The 17,063-nt window shown below is 65.5% G+C and carries 12 protein-coding genes; 6 read left to right on the forward strand and 6 right to left on the reverse strand.

The window, feature by feature from the left end:
• Positions 1–4 precede the first annotated feature (4 nt).
• The 5 genes from JF515_RS13710 to JF515_RS13730 all read right to left on the reverse strand — a co-directional run bounded on the left by JF515_RS13710 (position 5) and on the right by JF515_RS13730 (position 6,292).
• The gene (locus tag JF515_RS13710; protein WP_203105022.1) at positions 5–1,120 is read right to left on the reverse strand and encodes a GGDEF domain-containing protein; all 1,116 of its coding nucleotides are present in this window, start codon (positions 1,118–1,120) and stop codon (positions 5–7) included.
• The gene (locus JF515_RS13715; protein WP_203105023.1) at positions 1,117–2,217 is read right to left on the reverse strand and encodes a GGDEF domain-containing protein; all 1,101 of its coding nucleotides are present in this window, start codon (positions 2,215–2,217) and stop codon (positions 1,117–1,119) included. Before JF515_RS13715 ends, JF515_RS13710 begins: the two co-directional genes overlap by 4 nt.
• A 170-nt stretch (positions 2,218–2,387) precedes the next feature.
• A complete protein-coding gene (gene glpK, locus JF515_RS13720; protein WP_203105024.1) occupies positions 2,388–3,878 on the reverse strand; it encodes a glycerol kinase GlpK in 1,491 nt (496 codons plus the stop codon).
• Positions 3,879–3,940: 62 nt separating this feature from the next.
• Positions 3,941–5,569: an ATP-binding protein gene (locus JF515_RS13725; RefSeq protein WP_203105025.1), complete on the reverse strand. Its 1,629-nt coding sequence runs from the start codon at positions 5,567–5,569 to the stop codon at positions 3,941–3,943.
• The gene (locus tag JF515_RS13730; RefSeq protein ID WP_203105026.1) at positions 5,570–6,292 is read right to left on the reverse strand and encodes a response regulator; all 723 of its coding nucleotides are present in this window, start codon (positions 6,290–6,292) and stop codon (positions 5,570–5,572) included.
• A gap of 551 nt (positions 6,293–6,843) precedes the next feature.
• Between JF515_RS13730 and JF515_RS13735 the strand changes: the two genes are divergently transcribed.
• The 6 genes from JF515_RS13735 (at position 6,844) to JF515_RS13760 (ending at position 15,844) form a co-directional block, all read left to right on the forward strand.
• Positions 6,844–9,753 (forward strand): ribonucleoside-diphosphate reductase subunit alpha, encoded by a 2,910-nt coding sequence (locus JF515_RS13735; protein WP_203105027.1) that lies wholly within the window; start codon positions 6,844–6,846, stop codon positions 9,751–9,753.
• A 140-nt stretch (positions 9,754–9,893) separates the two neighbouring features.
• Positions 9,894–11,210: a ribonucleotide-diphosphate reductase subunit beta gene (locus JF515_RS13740; protein ID WP_203105028.1), complete on the forward strand. Its 1,317-nt coding sequence runs from the start codon at positions 9,894–9,896 to the stop codon at positions 11,208–11,210.
• Positions 11,211–11,287: 77 nt separating this feature from the next.
• Complete coding sequence (locus tag JF515_RS13745) at positions 11,288–11,503, forward strand: hypothetical protein (RefSeq protein ID WP_203105029.1); 216 nt, start codon at positions 11,288–11,290, stop codon at positions 11,501–11,503.
• A 143-nt stretch (positions 11,504–11,646) separates the two neighbouring features.
• On the forward strand, positions 11,647–13,290 hold the full coding sequence (locus JF515_RS13750) for an acetolactate synthase large subunit (protein WP_203105030.1): 1,644 nt from the start codon (positions 11,647–11,649) through the stop codon (positions 13,288–13,290).
• Positions 13,291–13,388: 98 nt separating this feature from the next.
• Positions 13,389–13,889 carry a DinB family protein gene (locus JF515_RS13755; RefSeq protein ID WP_203105031.1) on the forward strand — a complete coding sequence of 167 codons (501 nt, stop codon included), beginning with the start codon at positions 13,389–13,391 and terminating at the stop codon, positions 13,887–13,889.
• Positions 13,886–15,844, forward strand: a complete 1,959-nt coding sequence (locus JF515_RS13760; RefSeq protein ID WP_203105032.1) for a monovalent cation:proton antiporter family protein — start codon at positions 13,886–13,888, stop codon at positions 15,842–15,844. Before JF515_RS13755 ends, JF515_RS13760 begins: the two co-directional genes overlap by 4 nt.
• A 93-nt stretch (positions 15,845–15,937) precedes the next feature.
• Here JF515_RS13760 and JF515_RS13765 read toward each other — a convergent pair whose 3' ends face one another.
• Positions 15,938–16,939, reverse strand: coding sequence for a helix-turn-helix domain-containing protein (locus JF515_RS13765; RefSeq protein ID WP_203105033.1), 1,002 nt, complete (start codon positions 16,937–16,939; stop codon positions 15,938–15,940).
• Positions 16,940–17,063 lie beyond the last annotated feature (124 nt).

Below are 17,063 nucleotides of genomic sequence, written 5' to 3' on the forward strand. Positions count from 1 at the left end.
AGGCCTACGACCGCTCTTCGCGGCAAACCCGATCGCGGCCGCCGCTCTTGGCCAGATAGAGCGCGCGGTCGGCCCGGGCCAGCAACTGATCGATGCTTTCCCCTTCCCGGTAGCAGGCCACGCCCGCGGACAGACTCACCTTGGGCGGCCCGTTGAGCGCCCGGAAACTCCGCTCGCCCCAGCGCCGCCGCAGGCGCTCGGCGACCAGTTCGGCGCCGTCCAGGTCGCTCTGCGGCAGCACCAGAATGAACTCCTCGCCTCCCAGCCGGGCCAGATAGTCCCCTTCACGCAGATCCGCCAGCGCGTGTTCGGCGAAATCCCGCAGTACCCGGTCGCCCCAGCCATGGCCGAAGGCATCATTGATCGCCTTGAAGTGATCCAGGTCCACGTAGCACACCGAAAAGGGGTAGATGCCGCTGTCCGCCAGCCCTTTCTGGCGCTCCAGCACCTCCATGATATGGCGCCGGTTGAACAGGCCGGTAAGATCATCGCGGATGGCCAGATCACGGACCTGTTCCAGCGCGTCGGCCAGCGCCAGGTTCTTCACCGCCAACCGTCGTCTCAATCCGTTCACGCCACTGCCGGTGACCGCGAAACTCAGGCTCACCAGGGTGAACACCAGCCATTGCAGCGCCTCCAGCACCGGGCTCATGCGCACGCCGTGATACCACCAGGCCAGCGCCAGCATGGCGGCGTACCCGAGGCCGGCAAGCAACGCCAGCACCAGCAGCGCGCCAGCGCCAAGCCGGAAAGAAACCAGCAACAGCAACGGGAAAAAAAGCATCAGGGCACTAATGCGTGCCTCGTCCAACCCGAAGGCGGTAACCAGGAAGGCGGCCAACAGCAGCAGCGCCATGGGAAAGGACAGACTCGGCTCCGACCACTGCGCGGTCGCCCCGCTTTCCACCAGGGCAAGATACGGTGCCGCCACGGCGACCAGCACCGCCAGCATTCCCAGCAGCACCCGGGGGTCCAGACTCAGCGCGCCCAGCCAACACAACAGCACCGTCAGCAATGCGTGCAGGCCGGCCACCGCCACCAGGGCGCGCCCATGGCGGCTGAGCAGACGCTGCTCATTGACGGTAAGCCGGCCAACCCGGCGCCAATCCCCCGCCTTCATGGCGGCCCCGCCATCACGATCCGGTCGCGACCGCCGGTCTTGGCCTGGTAAAGCAGCCGGTCGGCCCGGGCCAGCACCTGATCCGGGCTCTCCGTCGCCGCCGCCACCGTAAGCCCCACGGACGCGGTGACTTCCAGAGCCGGCGCCGCCATGAAGCGCTGGGCACGCAACGCCGTCATCAGGCCTTCCACCGTGGTCCTGGCCTGGTCCAGATCGAGCACCGGCAACACCAGCAGAAACTCTTCCCCGCCCAGGCGCGCGGCGATATCCTTTTCACCCAGGTAGCGGCGGGTGAGATCGGCGAATCGCATCAATACCCGATCTCCGAACAGGTGGCCGTGGCGGTCGTTGATGCGTTTGAAGTGATCCAGGTCGACGAACGCCACCGCCAGCAGGAAGGCCCCCCGGCGCGCCTGGCCACAGCTTTTGGCCAGCAGCTCCATGGCATGGCGGCGCGAATACAGGCCGGTGAGTTCATCCTTCACCGCCAGATCCTGAATCCGCTCCAGCAGGTCGGTAAGCTGGCCGTTACGCTGGCGCAGACGCAGGCGGATGGTGGATATCTCGCTGGCCAGCAACACCATGGCCAGGGTGGTGAAAGCGAACAGCAGCCACTGACTCCAGGCGGCGGCGGGCCGGGTCAGATCGCCCTGCAGGCGCAAGGTCAGCAGCACCAGGCCATAGCCGGCCACGGCGATGGCGGCGGCCCGCGCCACGGCGCGGCGCCGCACCCGGAACACGCCCTGATGCAACACCGCGAAAAAGAAGGTCATCACCGCCAGTTGGGCCTGCTCCACGAATCCCACCGAAAGAAGCAGCGCCAGGGTGGACCAGATCATCAGGGGTTCGGTCAGGGAGGGGTCGTTCAAACGGCGGTTGGCACCGGCCTGGGCAAAGGCGAGCAGCGCCAGATGGCCGCCCCAGATGACCGCGAACAGACGCCAGAAGGCGGGTTCGCCGCCCCGGAAAAGGCCCCATTGCAGCGTCAGCCAGCACACCAGGGTGTGCGCCGCGCCGCCCGCCAGCAAGGCGAACGCCAGCCGGCGCAGGTAGAATTCCTGGCGCCGGTCAGGCGCCGTGCAGCGCCATCCGCGCATACGCTCCTTCCCCCAAGGCCATGATGCAACGAACCGGCGTTCAACGCATGCGTCCCCGCCGGCGACGACGAGCGTCTCCCGGGGAGAAGGATGATGGATCGACAAGACACCGGCGATTGCCACCGATGATAATTAAAAATGTGCATCAAATCACATTTTTGGTCGGGAATTCACCGCCGACTATCCGAACACACACGCTGCACCGCTTCGCACCAGCCCCGGTAACGACGCTCGCGCTCGACCTCTTCAAGAGCCGGCTCGAACGCGCGCTCGCGCTGCCAGTGCTCGGCCACCGCCGACAGATCATCGAACCAGCCCACTCCCAGACCGGCCAGGTAAGCGGCGCCCAGGGCGGTGGTTTCGGTGACCCGGGGGCGGTCCACACGCACGCCGAGCACATCGGCCAGGGTCTGCCCAAGCCAGTTGTTGACCACCATGCCGCCGTCCACGCGCAGGGCGGTGGGCCGGCGGCCACAGTCCGCCGCCATGGCCTCGAGAAGATCCCGGGACTGGTAGCAAACCGCTTCCAGGCCGGCGGTAACCACCTCGGCGATGCCGGTGTCCCGGGTCAGCCCGAGCAGGGCGCCGCGGGCGTGGGGGTCCCACCAAGGCGCGCCCAGGCCGGTAAAGGCCGGCACCAGGTATACGCCGCCGGCGGACCCCACCCGGCGCGCCAGGGCCTCGGTCTCGCTGGCGTGGGAAATCAGGTTGAGACCGTCGCGCAGCCACTGAATAGCGGCGCCGGCCACGAAGATGGAACCTTCCAGCGCATAGGTGGTACGACCATTGAGCCGATAGCCGACGGTGGTCAGCAGGCGGTTGTCCGAATGCACCGCTTGCCCGGTGTTCATGACCATGAAGCAGCCGGTGCCATAGGTGCTCTTCACCATGCCCGGTTCGAAGCAGGCCTGGCCGACCAGCGCCGCCTGCTGGTCGCCGGCGATGCCCGCCACCGGCACCGGCGCGCCCAGCAGGCCGGTGTCGGTACGACCGAATTCACCGGCGCTGTCGCCCACCTCCGGTAGCAGCGAAGCGGGGATCTGGAACAGCGCCAGCAGGTCCGGGTCCCAACGCTGCTCGTGGATATTGAACAGCAGGGTGCGCGAGGCGTTGGTGGCGTCGGTGGCGTGCACCCGCCCCCCGGTGAGCTTCCACAACAACCAGCAGTCGATGGTGCCGAACGCCAGTTCGCCGGCTTCGGCGCGCCGCCGGGCACCGTCCACGTTGTCGAGCAACCAGCCCAGCTTGGTGGCGGAAAAATAAGGGTCCAGCAGCAGGCCGGTGCGCTCGCGTACCCGGTCCTCGTGGCCGGCCTCCTTGAGCTTCTGGCATTGGTCGGCGGTGCGCCGATCCTGCCAGACAATGGCGCGGGCCAGGGGCTCGCCGGTGCGCCGGTCCCACAGCACCGTGGTCTCGCGCTGGTTGGTGATGCCGATGCCGGCCAGGTCGGCGGCTTCCACCGCCGCGTTTCGCAACGCCTGGCGACACAGCGCCAGGACATCGTTCCAGATCTCCGTGGCATCGTGCTCGACCCAGCCGTCGCGGGGGAAATGCTGGCGGAATTCCTTCTGCGCCTGGCCCACGGCTTCGCCGTCACGGTCGAACACGATGGCGCGGGAACTGGTGGTGCCCTGGTCGATGGCGAGAAGATACGATGGCATGTTCACACTTCCTTTCATGGTCCGGCTTGCCAATCGCGGCGAAGGCCGCTCCTGCCGTTTTGTTATAGGCCGCGGCGGCGGCCGAGTACGTGCTGTTTTTGCTGGTGCCGGGGCAGAATGACACGAAAGCGGGCGCCACCCCATTCGCTTTCGGAAACCTGGATCGCGCCACCGTGCCAATCGACGATGCGTTTGACGATGGACAGCCCCAGGCCGTAGCCGCCACTGGCCCGGTGGCGGCTTTTATCAAGCCGGGCGAACGGCTTGAAGACCCGCTCGCGCTGGTGCTCGGGGATACCCTTGCCGTCATCGTCCACATCCAGCACCACCTGATCGCCCTCCTCGCTCAGGGTCATGCGCACGCGGCTGCTGGCATAGCGCAGGGCATTGGTGACCAGGTTCTGCAGAATACGGTGCAGGTAGCGGGGGTCGCCGTCCAGGGTCAGATCGGTGGCGCCGGCCACCTCCACGGCGATGTCACCGCGAATGTCCTCCAGTTCGGCGGCCAGTTGCTCGCAGATATCACGCACCATCACCGGCTGGAATTCGATGTTGGGAGTGCCCTCCTCCAGGCGCGCGTAGGTGAGGATCTCATCGATCAGGCGGTCGAGCTGGTCGATGTCCTTGTCCAGGGCATTGAGCTTGCCGCGGCGCTCTTCGGCGGATTCGCAGTCCGCCAGCATTTCCAAACCGAAACGCAGCCTCGCCACCGGCGTGCGCAGTTCATGGGATACCGCCCGTGTCAGCTCCCTCTGGGCTTCGATCAGACGCCGGATGTGGGCGGTCATGCCATTGAAGGTGGCGGCCACCTGACCGATGGGGTCGTTACCGGGAATATCCGCGTAGGCACCGAGATCACCGCTGCCCAGGCGTTTCACCGCCCGGTCCAGGCGGCGCAGGCGGGTTTGCAGGGGACGCACCTGAAGGTAGGTGGACACCGCCACCAGTAACAGCGCCAGCACACCGGCGATGCTCAGCAACTGCCAGGGAAACTGATCGAACAGATGCAGCGGGCCCATCACCAGCACGCGCGGATCGGTGGCGCCGTCGTCCACCGGCATCAGCACACGCACGCCGGCGTCACGGCGGGTGCTGTCGGACAACGACAACACCACCTCGTCGCGCCCCAGCCGGCGGCGTTGCTCGCCATCCAGCTCCAGGGAGGATTGCCGCTGTATCACGAGCGGATAACCGAACTGCCGGTTGAGCTCGACCAGCACCTCGTCCCAGCGGGCCCGGGGCTGGTCGCGCAGGTGGTCGAGCACCAGGCGGGCGGTGGCGCGGGCCTGCTGCTCGGACAGGCGGCTCAGGCGCGCGCGCAGATAGAGGTCGGCGTCGGGCAGCGGATACAGCACGGTGACGGCGTTGCCATCCGGCTCGCCGCGCAGCACCACGCGCTGCTCGTCCAGATGCAGGGCTTCCCGGTAGGACAATTCGAGGCTGCTACCGGTGCGCACCTCCACCGGCGCGCCGAATAACCGGGTCAGTTCCAGGGAACGGGCCTCGCGACCGGGCTGGTCCAGGCCCCGGTAGCTGTCCGCCATCAGGTGGAAAGTGCCCTTGGCCATGCGCTCGCGGTACAGCAGGGAACGGTAGTCGTTGACCAGATCCACGCCGGCCCAGGTGAGCGCGCCGATGATCAGCAGCGCGACCAGGATGCCGCCGTAGATGCGGACGAAGATACTGTTCAATTAGCCGGAGCTCATTTCCTTGACGAACAGATAGCCCTTGGAACGCACCGTCTTGATACGCTTGGGGTTCTCCGGATCGTCGCCCACCTTGGGGCGGATGCGGGAAATACGCACATCGATGGAACGGTCCTGGCCGTCGTACTGGATGCCGCGCAACTTTTCGAAGATGGTCTCCCGGGACAGCACGGTGCCGGCGTTGGACGCCAGCAGCCAGAGCAGATCGTACTCGGCGCTAGTGAGGTCCACGGACTCGCCGCGCAGGGTCACCTCGCGGGCGGAGTTGTCGATCACCAGAACACCGAACTCCAGCCGTGACGGCGAGCTGTCGCGCTCGCTGTCGGTTTCCACCCGGCGCAACAGGGCCCGGATACGCGCCAGCAACACCCGTGGCTTGACCGGCTTGGCGACGTAGTCGTCGGCGCCCATCTCCAGCCCCAGCACCTGATCCATGTCGTCGGTGCGGGCGGTGAGCATGAGGATGGGATTCTTGTAGCCGCCGCGCACCTCCCGGCACACGGTGAGGCCGTCGGCGCCGGGCAGCATCAGATCCAGCACCACCAGGTCCGGCTGCTCGGAACGGATGCGGCGGATGGCTTCCTCGCCGTCACTCACCACGGTGACATCAAGACCGTTGGATTGCAGATATTCACAGGTGAGATCGGCGAGACGCTCGTCATCTTCGACGATCATGATCGTCGGCGGGTTATCCTGCACGGTGGTCATCCCGTCCTTGTCCTTTTTGGTTGTTGAGCCGTTCGCATTCTTTTATACGCATACCGGTGCGCGCGGGCAACCGCGCGTGGTGCCGGGCGGCGGCACAATATATAGGGTTTCGGCGCCGGGCCCAAGCACCCCGGGTTTTTGCTCACAAAGACCCACATTCCCCTCACAGATTATCCACAGGATTTCCCCAGCGGGAGGCATTGCAAAAACGCGGCCTCACCTATAAATTGTAGCCTTATCGGGCAGCGACCCCAAGATATTGGGTTTTCAGGCCACTTTCCGGACGGACGGCCCCTCGCTTTACCTTCCCCGGAAAACCCAGCCGGATCAGCCATTTACGGCCCCCGAGGGACCAGAAAAGGCGCCAGGCCCGACCCACGCAGCAGCATACTGAACACTATATATGGTGTTCGCGCCGCCGGAGCGCATCCCCGGCCCCCGCCATCCCGTCCGGTGACCGGCGGCGCGAACCCGAAGCGAACGGCACACAACGCGAACAGTACTCAACACAGACAGCACACAACGCACCGATATCGAACGGAGAGGGCATCATGCAAACGGATATGAATCGTGATCAGGCCGCCTCCGGCGTTCCCGCCGGCGACGACGCGCAGCAGGACGTCACCACCACCGCGCCCGGCCAACTGCGCGTGATCAAGCGCAATGGCAAGGTGGTCTCCTACGACGACGATAAGATCACCGTCGCCATCACCAAGGCGTTCCTGGCCGTGGAAGGCGGTACCGCCGCCGCCAGCTCGCGCATCCACGAAACCGTGGAGCGCCTTACCGAGCAGGTCTCCGCCACCTTCAAGCGCCGCATGCCCTCCGGTGGCACCATCCACATCGAGGAAATCCAGGACCAGGTGGAACTGGCGCTGATGCGCAACGGCGAGCACAAAGTGGCCCGCGACTACGTACTCTACCGTGAGGAGCAGTCCCGCAAACGCGCCGAACGGGAGCGCGAGCTGCCGGAGCCCAAGCATAAGGTGGACATGTCCGTCACCATGGAGGACGGCAGCCGCGCGCCGCTCGACATGGCGCGCCTGGAGCACCTGATCCGCGAGGCCTGCAGCGGCCTGGAAGAGGTCTATCCGGACAAGATCATCGCCGAAACCGTCAAGAACCTGTACGACGGCGTCTCCATCAAGGACGTCAACACCTCCATGGTGATGACCGCCCGCACCATGATCGAGATGGAGCCCAACTATTCCCAGGTCACCGCCCGGCTGCTGATGGACAAGATCCGCGCCGAGGCCCTGCAATACCTGGGCGTGGCCGAGCGCGCCAACCAGGAAGAGATGGAAGACCTCTACGCCAAGGCGCTGGCCGCCTACGTGGAGAAAGGCATCGAGTTCGAACTGCTGAGCCCGGAACTGGCCGAATTCGACCTCAACAAGCTGGGCGCCGCCATCGACGGCAAGCGCGACCTGCAGTTCTCCTACCTGGGCCTGCAGACCCTCTACGACCGCTACTTCATCCACCACAACGAGACCCGCATCGAGCTGCCGCAGTGCTTCTTCATGCGCGTGGCCATGGGCCTGGCGGTGCGCGAGGAGCAGCGCGAGGAACGGGCCATCGAGTTCTACAATCTGCTCTCCAGCTTCGACTACATGAGCTCCACGCCGACCCTGTTCAACGCCGGCACCCTGCGTCCGCAGCTGTCCAGCTGCTACCTGACCACGGTGCCCGATGACCTGTCCGGCATTTACAGCGCCATCCACGACAACGCCATGCTCAGTAAATTCGCCGGCGGCCTGGGCAACGACTGGACTCCGGTGCGCGCGCTGGGTGCCTACATTAAAGGCACCAACGGCAAATCCCAGGGCGTGGTGCCGTTCCTGAAGGTGGTCAACGACACCGCCGTGGCGGTCAACCAGGGCGGCAAGCGCAAGGGCGCGGTCTGTGCCTACCTGGAAACCTGGCACATGGACATCGAGGAATTCATCGAGCTGCGCAAGAACACCGGTGACGACCGCCGCCGTACCCACGACATGAACTCCGCCAACTGGATTCCGGACCTGTTCATGAAGCGGGTGATCAACGAGCAGGACTGGACCCTGTTCAGCCCCAACGACGTGCCGGACCTGCACGACCTCTACGGCGAAGCGTTCGAGAAGCGCTACGAAGAGTACGAGGCGATGACCCGCGACGGCCGCATGAAGCTCTACAAGCGTCTGCCCGCCATCAATCTGTGGCGCAAGATGCTCTCCATGCTGTTCGAAACCGGCCACCCCTGGTTCACCTTCAAGGACCCGTGCAACCTGCGCAGCCCGCAGCAGCACGTGGGCGTGGTGCACTCTTCCAACCTGTGCACCGAGATCACCCTGAACACCAGCGAGGACGAAATCGCGGTGTGCAACCTGGGCTCCGTGAATCTGGCCCAGCACATCGTTGACGGCAAGCTGGACCGCGACAAGCTGGCCAGCACGGTGAAAACCGCGGTGCGCATGCTCGACAACGTCATCGACATCAACTACTACAGCGTGCCCCAGGCGGAACGTTCCAACATGAAGCACCGCCCCGTGGGCCTGGGCATCATGGGCTTCCAGGACGCGCTTTATAAGCAGGGCTACAGCTACGCCTCCCGGGAAGCGGTGGACTTCGCCGACCAGTCCATGGAAGCGGTCAGCTACTACGCCATCCAGGCGTCCGCCAAACTGGCCGAGGAACGTGGCGCCTACCAGACCTTCGAGGGTTCCCTGTGGAGCCAGGGCGTGCTGCCGATCGATTCCATCGACATCCTGGTCAAGCAGCGTGGCGAGGACTACTGCCAGGTGGATCGTAGCCAGACCCTGGATTGGGACAGCCTGCGCGAGACCGCCCGGAAAGGCATGCGCAACTCCAACGTGATGGCGATCGCGCCCACCGCCACCATCGCCAACATCACCGGCGTATCGCAGTCCATCGAGCCCACCTACCAGAACCTGTACGTGAAATCGAACCTGTCCGGCGAATTCACCGTGGTCAACCCGTACCTGGTGAACGCGCTCAAGGAACGCGGTCTGTGGGACAACGTGATGGTCAACGACCTCAAGTACTACGACGGCTCAGTACTGCCCATCGAGCGGGTGCCCGCGGACCTGAAAGAGCGCTTCCGCACCGCCTTCGAGATCGAGCCGCGCTGGATGGTGGAAGCCGCCAGCCGCCGCCAGAAATGGATCGACCAGGCGCAGTCCCTGAACCTGTACATCGCCGAGGCCAACGGCAAGAAGCTGGACGTCACCTACAAGATGGCCTGGCTGCTGGGTCTGAAGACCACCTATTACCTGCGCGCCATCGGCGCCACCCAGGCCGAGAAGTCCACCATCAATGACGGCAAGCTCAATCGCGTTTCTTCCGGTGCCGAGGGTGGCGCGGCCGCCGCCAACGGCGCCGAGGCTTCCGGCGGTGATTTCAGCCAGGCCGCGGACGTGCCGCAGGCCTGTTCCATCGACGACCCGGACTGCGAGGCCTGCCAATAAAAGACGCAAGCACGCTTACACGCCGGCACGCATCACGCCTTTTCGCGTGCCAGCGTGAAGCGTGTTGCGTGCAAGCGGCTTCTTTAAAGAATGCACCATCCGTGACGCCAAGGCGCCACCCTGAAAGAATGGAGAGAGACATGCTGAGCTGGGATGATTTTCATGCGCAAGAGACGCCGAACGCCAAGCAGCCCGGTGGCGCCGGGTCAACGCCGGCGCAATCTGCGCCGGTATCTGAGGAAGCGGCATCTGCACCTCAAGCACCGGCAGCGGGAAGTGGTGCGCATGCAGGAGATGACCGAGGAGCGCAAGCGCACCCTGGACACGAAGAGCTGCGCGGACGAACCGACACAGCGGTGACCGACGCCGTGCTGCGCGCCCAACAGGCCGTGGCCAAGATGGACGACGCCGAGGGCGTGGCGGAGCTGGAAGGCGCCGCCGGCCGCGTGCAGGTCGACGACAAGCGCATGATCAATTGCCGCGCCGACCTCAACCAGCTGGTGCCCTTCAAGTACGACTGGGCCTGGCAAAAATACCTGGACGGCTGCGCCAACCACTGGATGCCCCAGGAAATCAACATGAACGCCGACCTGGCGCTGTGGAAGAAGGAAGGTGGCCTCACCGAGGACGAGCGCCGCATCGTCAAGCGCAACCTGGGCTTCTTCTCCACCGCCGATTCCCTGGTCGCCAACAACCTGGTGCTCGCCACCTACCGGCTGATCACCAACCCGGAGTGTCGCCAGTACATCCTGCGCCAGGCGTTCGAGGAGGCGATCCACACCCACGCCTACCAGTACTGCATTGAGTCCCTGGGCATGGACGAAGGCGAGATCTTCAACATGTACCGGGAAATCCCCTCGGTGGCCAAGAAGGCGCAATGGGGCATCGAGTACACCCGTGAGATCTCCGACCCGTCGTTCACCACCGGCACCGTGGAAACCGACAAGGCGCTGCTCAAGAACCTGATCGCGTTCTACTGCGTGCTGGAAGGGGTGTTCTTCTATTGCGGCTTCACCCAGATCCTGTCCATGGGCCGCCGCAACAAGATGACCGGCGTGGCCGAGCAGTTCCAGTACATCCTGCGCGACGAGTCCATGCACGTGAACTTCGGCGTCGACGTGATCAACCAGATCAAACTGGAAAACCCGCACCTGTGGGACCAGGAAATGCGCGACAAGGTCACCCAGATGATCCTGGAAGGCACCGAGCTGGAAATCCAATACGCCCGCGACACCATGCCGCGCGGCGTACTGGGCATGAACGCCTCGATGATGGAAGAGTACCTGCAGTTCATCGCCAACCGTCGTCTCACCCAGTTGGGCCTGCCCGAGCAGTTCAAGGGCGTCACCAACCCGTTCCCCTGGATGAGCGAGATCATGGACCTGCGGAAAGAGAAGAACTTCTTCGAAACCCGCGTCACCGAGTACCAGGTGGGCGGCGCCCTGTCCTGGGATTGAGTGCCGGCTCCATGGGGCGGGGTTTGTCCCCGCCCCCGTCCTTTGGCACCATAGTAAGGACCATTCACGGAGGCCGCATGAGCGATCAAGACCACGACGATTTCCAGGAGGAAGCCCGGGACCTTATCTCCGCCATCGAGCAGGTCGAGGAAACCCTGGCGATGATGACCACCGTGGTGAGCCAGCTCAAGGAGCAGGTCACCGCCCACATCGACGGCGATGAAGACACCGTGGAAATGAGCGCCGAGGAATTCCTGGAACAGTGCGAGAACATCGAGGGCACCTGGCACTGAGGATCGCCCCGACCAATACCACGCATCAGTATTCACCATACCCGCCCGCGCCATCGACGCGTTATAGTACCCCCCAGCATGACGATCCCCGCCAATCGAAGAATGAAGGGCGCGCGAACCGCGTGCCGGTAAGGAGAGCCTGAATGAAAGCTTCGGATTTGTTCGTCAGGGCCCTGGAAGCGGAAGGCGTGGAATACGTCTTCGCCATCCCCGGCGAGGAAAACCTGGATTTGCTGGAAGCCCTGCGCGGCTCCCGTTCCATCCAGCTGGTGATCACCCGTCACGAACAGGCCGCCGGCTTCATGGCCGCCACCTACGGCCGGCTCACCGGCAAGGCCTGCGCCTGCCTGTCCACCCTGGGCCCCGGCGCCACCAACTTCGTGACCGCCGCCGCCTACGCCCAACTGGGCGCCATGCCGATGGTGATGATCACCGGACAGAAACCGATCAAGTCCAGCAAGCAGGGGCAGTTTCAGATCATCGACGTGGTCGACATGATGCGCCCGCTGACCAAGTTCACCAAGACCGTGGTCAGCGGCGACACCATCCCCGCCCGGGTGCGCGAAGCATTCCGGCTGGCCCAGGAGGAGCGCCCCGGCGCCACCCACCTGGAGCTGCCCGAGGACATCGCCCGGGAGCATTCCACCATGCCGGTGCTGGAGCCGAGCCTGACGCGCCGTCCGATCGCCGAGGACAAGGCCATCTGCCGCGCCGTGGAGGCCATCAAGGGCGCCCGCAAGCCGCTCATCGTGGTGGGCGCCGGCGCCAACCGCAAGCTCACCAGCAAGATGCTGCGCCAGTTCATCGAAAAACTCGGCATCCCCGCCATCACCACCCAGATGGGCAAGGGCGTGGTGGACGAGACCGGCGCCCACTTCCTGGGCAACACCGCGCTCTCCGACGGTGACTTCGTGCACCGCGCCATCGACGCCGCCGACCTGATCATCAACGTCGGCCACGACGTGGTGGAGAAACCGCCCTTCTTCATGCAACCCGGCGGCGCCGAAGTGGTGCACATCAACTTCAACTCCGCCCAGGTGGACCCGGTCTACTTCCCGCAGATCGAGGTGGTGGGCGACATCGCCAACAGCCTGTGGCAGCTCAAGGAACGCCTGGCCCCCCAGGAGCACTGGAGCTTCGCCGATTTCCACCGGGTCCGTGACGCCCTGCAGAAACACATCGCCGAGGGCGCCCGCGACGATCGCTTCCCAATCCTGCCCCAGCGGCTGGTGCGCGAGATTCGCCGGGTCATGCCCAGCGACGGCATCATCGCCCTCGACAACGGCATGTACAAAATCTGGTTCGCGCGCAACTATCCGGCCACCCACCCCAACACCGTGCTGCTGGACAACGCCCTGGCCAGCATGGGCGCCGGCCTGCCTTCGGCCATGGCCGCCAAGATGGTGCACCCGGAACGCCGGGTGATGGCGGTATGCGGCGACGGCGGTTTCATGATGAACTCCCAGGAGTTGGAAACCGCCGTGCGCCTGAATCTGGATCTGGTGATCCTGATCCTGCGCGACGACGGCTACGGCATGATCAAGTGGAAGCAGAAGCAGATGGATTTCCACGACTTCGGCCTGGACTTCCACAACCCGGACTTCGTCGCCTACGCCAAGGCCTACGGCGCCCAGGGGCACCGCGTGGAAAGCACCGGCGACCTGGTGCCCAAGGTGGAGGAGTGCTACGCCACCGGCGGCGTGCACGTGGTCGACGTGGCGGTGGACTACAGCATGAACGACCGTATCCTCAACCAGGAAATCCGCGAGCTCAGCAGCAAGGTCTGAGCCCGCCGGCCCGCCCGCGCGTGACGCTGCCTCGCGGCGTTTCCGCGCGCCGCCGCATTACATTACAGTAGGCCCATTGAGATAACGGGGACCTTTCCATGTGGCGGGATCACTATGCGCGCCTGGCGCGCTACAACCATTGGCAGAACGGCCAGGTCCTGAACGCCTGCGCCACCCTCGACGACGGTGAGCGCAAGGCGGAACGCGGGCTGTTCTTCCATTCCATCCACGGTACCCTGAACCACCTGCTGCTCACCGACCGCCTGTGGCTGGGCCGCTTCACCGGCAGTCCGTTCGCGGTGGAAAGCCTGGCCCAGGAGCTGTACGGCGACTTCCACACCCTGTGCCAGGAGCGCAACCGCACCGACCGGGATCTGGCCGACTACGTAGCCACCCTGGAAGAACCGGGTCTGGACGACGACCTCCACTATCTGACCTCCACCGGTTCGCCGCGCACCCTTCCCCTGCGCCTGTGCCTGACGCACCTGTTCAACCATCAGACCCACCACCGGGGCCAGCTCACCGCCGCGCTCAGCCAGCTCGGTCGGGACTTCGGCACCACGGATCTGATCTTCATGCCCGACGACGTTCAACCATGACCGATACCCTGACCCTGGTGGTGATCCTGCTCGCCACGGCGGTGTTCGCCGTGGTGGTGTTCCGCCGCCTGCATTTGCCCCCCATCCTCGCCTACCTGGGCGCCGGCGTGCTCGCCGGCCCCGGCGGCTTCGGCTGGGTAGGCGACACCTCCGGCATGCGTCACCTGGCGGAGTTCGGCATCGTCTTCCTGCTGTTCTCCCTGGGTCTGGAATTTTCCATCCCACGGCTGCTGGCTCTGCGCCGGGTAGTGTTCGGCGCCGGGCCGCTGCAACTGGTGCTCACCGCCGTGCCGGTGGCGGCGGTGTTATGGCTGGTGGGCTTGTCGCCGGCGGTGGCCCTGATCGGCGGCGGCGCCTTCGCGCTCTCCTCCACCGCCATCGTGATCCGCGATCTGATCACCCGGGGCGCGGTGAACACCGGCTACGGGCGCGCCACCACCGGTGTACTGCTGTTCCAGGACCTGGCGGCGGTGATCATGCTGGTGCTGCTGCCGGTGCTCGCCGATCCCAGCGCCGGCGACCCGCTGATCACCGCCAGCGCCACCCTGGGCAAGGCGGTGCTGTTGTTCGCCGGCATCTATGTGATCGGCAAATGGGTGCTGCCCCGGGCCCTGGAGGAAACCGGCCGCGCCCGTTCCGACGAAGTGTTCGTGATGACCGCCCTGCTGCTGGCGCTGCTGGCCGCCTGGGTGACCCACGCCCTGGGGCTGTCCATGGCCCTGGGCGCCTTCCTGGCCGGCATGATGCTCGGCGAGAGCCACTTCCGCCATCAGATCGAGGCGGACATCCGCCCGTTCCGGGACCTGCTGCTGGGGCTGTTCTTCATGGGCGTGGGCATGCTCATCTCGCCGGCCCTGTTCGCCCAGTACTGGCACTGGATTCTGATCGGCGCGGCCTTGCTGATGGTGTGCAAGCTGGTGCTGATCGCCGGGCTGCTGCGGGTGCTCGGCGAGCGCAAGGAGACCGCCCTGCGCACCGGCATCCTGCTCGCCCAGGGCGGCGAGTTCGGCTTCGTGCTGGTGGCTCTGGCGGTGACCCACGACCTGATCACCAATGAGCAGGCCGGCGTGCTGGTGTCCATCACCGTGCTCACCATGGCCGCCACCCCCGCCCTGCTGGAACACAGCGGCACCCTGACCCGCCGTTTGCTGCGCCAGTGGGAGAAGGAACCGGACACCCCGTCCGTGGACGAAGACACCCACGGCCATGTGCTGCTGTGCGGCTATGGCCGCGTGGGCCAGAACCTGATGCGCTACCTGCACCGCTTCCATCACCAGGCGGTGGCCATCGACACCGACCTGGTGCGCATCCAGGAAGCCAGCCAGGCCGGCGAGCGAATCCTGTTCGGCGACGCCACCCGCAAGGAGATTCTGGAACGGGCCGGCATCCACCGGGCCAGCCTGCTGGTGGTGACCTTCGACGATCCACGCCAGGCGGAACGCATTCTGCATACCGCCCACCAGCTTTGTCCGGATCTGCGCGTGCTGGTGCGCACCCGGGACGACACCCATCTGGACGATCTGCTCGGCGCCGGCGCCGCCGAGGTCGTGCCGGAGGTGCTGGAAGCCTCGCTGATGCTGGTGGCCCATGCCCTGATGATGCTCGACACACCGTTTGGCAAGGTGCTGGCCATGCTGCGTCAGAGCCGCCGTGAGCGTTACAAGCTGCTGCGCGGCTACTACCACGGTGAGTCCCTGCCCACCGCCGACAGCGCCGGCAATCCCTACCGGCTGCTGCACGCGGTCACGGTGAGCGGCCAGGCGGCCTGCATCGGCAAGCGCCTCGATCAGCTCGACCTCAAGGAGGGCAAGGTGGAGGTGCAGTCCCTGCGCCGCGATGACCGCAGCCTGGACTACCCCGCCGGCGACACCGAGCTGCGCGACGGCGACATCCTGATCCTCTATGGTCCCCTGGAAGCCGTGGAAGCCGCCGAGGAGAAACTGCTCGGCGGCTAGAGCGCATCGCGACTGAAGTCGCTCCTACATACCGACCTTGTAGGAGCATACCGACCTTGTAGGAGCGACTTCAGTCGCGATAACCGCCGCCAATCACCACCCTGAAGCGGAGCGCCGGGCCCGCTCCGGCGTGCGCCCGGTCCACTGGCGGTAGGCCCGGCTGAAAGCACTGTGCTCCGAGTAACCCAACAGCAGGGCGATCTCCCCCAGGGTCAGGGACCGGTCCGCCAGGTACTGGTCGGCGAGCTGTTCCCGGGTACGGTCGAGCAGCATTTGCCAGCTCAGGGCCCGCCCCGCCAGGCGCCGCTGCAAGGTGCGCGGCGACACATGCAGGCGCTCGGCCACCCGCCTGAGGCTTACCCGCCCCTCCGGCAACAACCCCACCAGGGTGCGCTGCAGGGCCCGGTCGAAATCATCGGAATCCGGCAGGGCCCGCAGCAACGCCCGGGCCTGATGATCAAGCAACGCCCGGGAGGCGGCATCGCTGCGTGGCAGGCTCAGGCCGAGGAACGACAGCGGAAAACTCACGCTGGTATGGCCCGCGCCGAACGCCACCGGGCAGCCAAGGAATTCCCGGTATGCCCGCCGCACGCCGGCGTCCGGCGCCGCGAACACGAAACTCACCCGCAGCGGCACCAGACGCCGCTCCAGCAGGCGGCGTATGAAAGTGATCATCGCCGCCACCGACACGCTGTCCGCCAGTTCGCCCACCGCTACCGCCGCCGGCCAGCGCATCGTCATGCGGTCCGCGCCGGCCTCCACCTCCACCAGATCCCGACCATAGAACAGGCTCTCGTAACGCTGGTAGGCCAGCATCACCTCGCCCAGGGTCTGGCAGGTCAGGGTCAGATAACCCAGCACGCCCACATGACGCGGCTGCACCAGGGCACCGATCGCCAGGCCTGGCGCCGGCAGCTCCGGGCGCAGCGCCACCGCCCGCGCCAGCAACTCGCGCCACAGCGGTAACGCCACGATGTCCGCCGGGCCCCGGCTATCCAGTATCGAGCGCAATTCCGGCGCCGGCAGATTTTCCTTGTCCAGCCAGTCGGTGAGCAGTTGCACCCAGGCCCCGGTAACCCGCATGGACGTGGCCATGGCGCTTCCCCATGAATGATGGTGAATGGTAATGATGGCATGAATTGTCAAAAACACGGCGTCATTCGTCAATACACCCCTTAGCGTCGCCCGCACAATGGAGGCTCAGCGACCTGGAGACAGA

It is taken from the genome of Alloalcanivorax marinus, from assembly GCF_016785095.1.
Taxonomy (GTDB): domain Bacteria; phylum Pseudomonadota; class Gammaproteobacteria; order Pseudomonadales; family Alcanivoracaceae; genus Alloalcanivorax; species Alloalcanivorax marinus_A.

What these genes read in the sequence shown, in the direction of transcription:
- JF515_RS13735 (WP_203105027.1), top strand. Translation starts at nt 6,844, where the DNA reads ATGCAAACGGATATGAATCGTGATCAGGCCGCCTCCGGCGTTCCCGCC.
- JF515_RS13730 (WP_203105026.1), bottom strand. Translation starts at nt 6,292, where the DNA reads ATGACCACCGTGCAGGATAACCCGCCGACGATCATGATCGTCGAAGAT.
- JF515_RS13755 (WP_203105031.1), top strand. Translation starts at nt 13,389, where the DNA reads ATGTGGCGGGATCACTATGCGCGCCTGGCGCGCTACAACCATTGGCAG.
- JF515_RS13715 (WP_203105023.1), bottom strand. Translation starts at nt 2,217, where the DNA reads ATGCGCGGATGGCGCTGCACGGCGCCTGACCGGCGCCAGGAATTCTAC.
- glpK (WP_203105024.1), bottom strand. Translation starts at nt 3,878, where the DNA reads ATGCCATCGTATCTTCTCGCCATCGACCAGGGCACCACCAGTTCCCGC.
- JF515_RS13750 (WP_203105030.1), top strand. Translation starts at nt 11,647, where the DNA reads ATGAAAGCTTCGGATTTGTTCGTCAGGGCCCTGGAAGCGGAAGGCGTG.
- JF515_RS13710 (WP_203105022.1), bottom strand. Translation starts at nt 1,120, where the DNA reads ATGAAGGCGGGGGATTGGCGCCGGGTTGGCCGGCTTACCGTCAATGAG.
- JF515_RS13760 (WP_203105032.1), top strand. Translation starts at nt 13,886, where the DNA reads ATGACCGATACCCTGACCCTGGTGGTGATCCTGCTCGCCACGGCGGTG.
- JF515_RS13765 (WP_203105033.1), bottom strand. Translation starts at nt 16,939, where the DNA reads ATGGCCACGTCCATGCGGGTTACCGGGGCCTGGGTGCAACTGCTCACC.
- JF515_RS13740 (WP_203105028.1), top strand. Translation starts at nt 9,894, where the DNA reads ATGCTGAGCTGGGATGATTTTCATGCGCAAGAGACGCCGAACGCCAAG.
- JF515_RS13745 (WP_203105029.1), top strand. Translation starts at nt 11,288, where the DNA reads ATGAGCGATCAAGACCACGACGATTTCCAGGAGGAAGCCCGGGACCTT.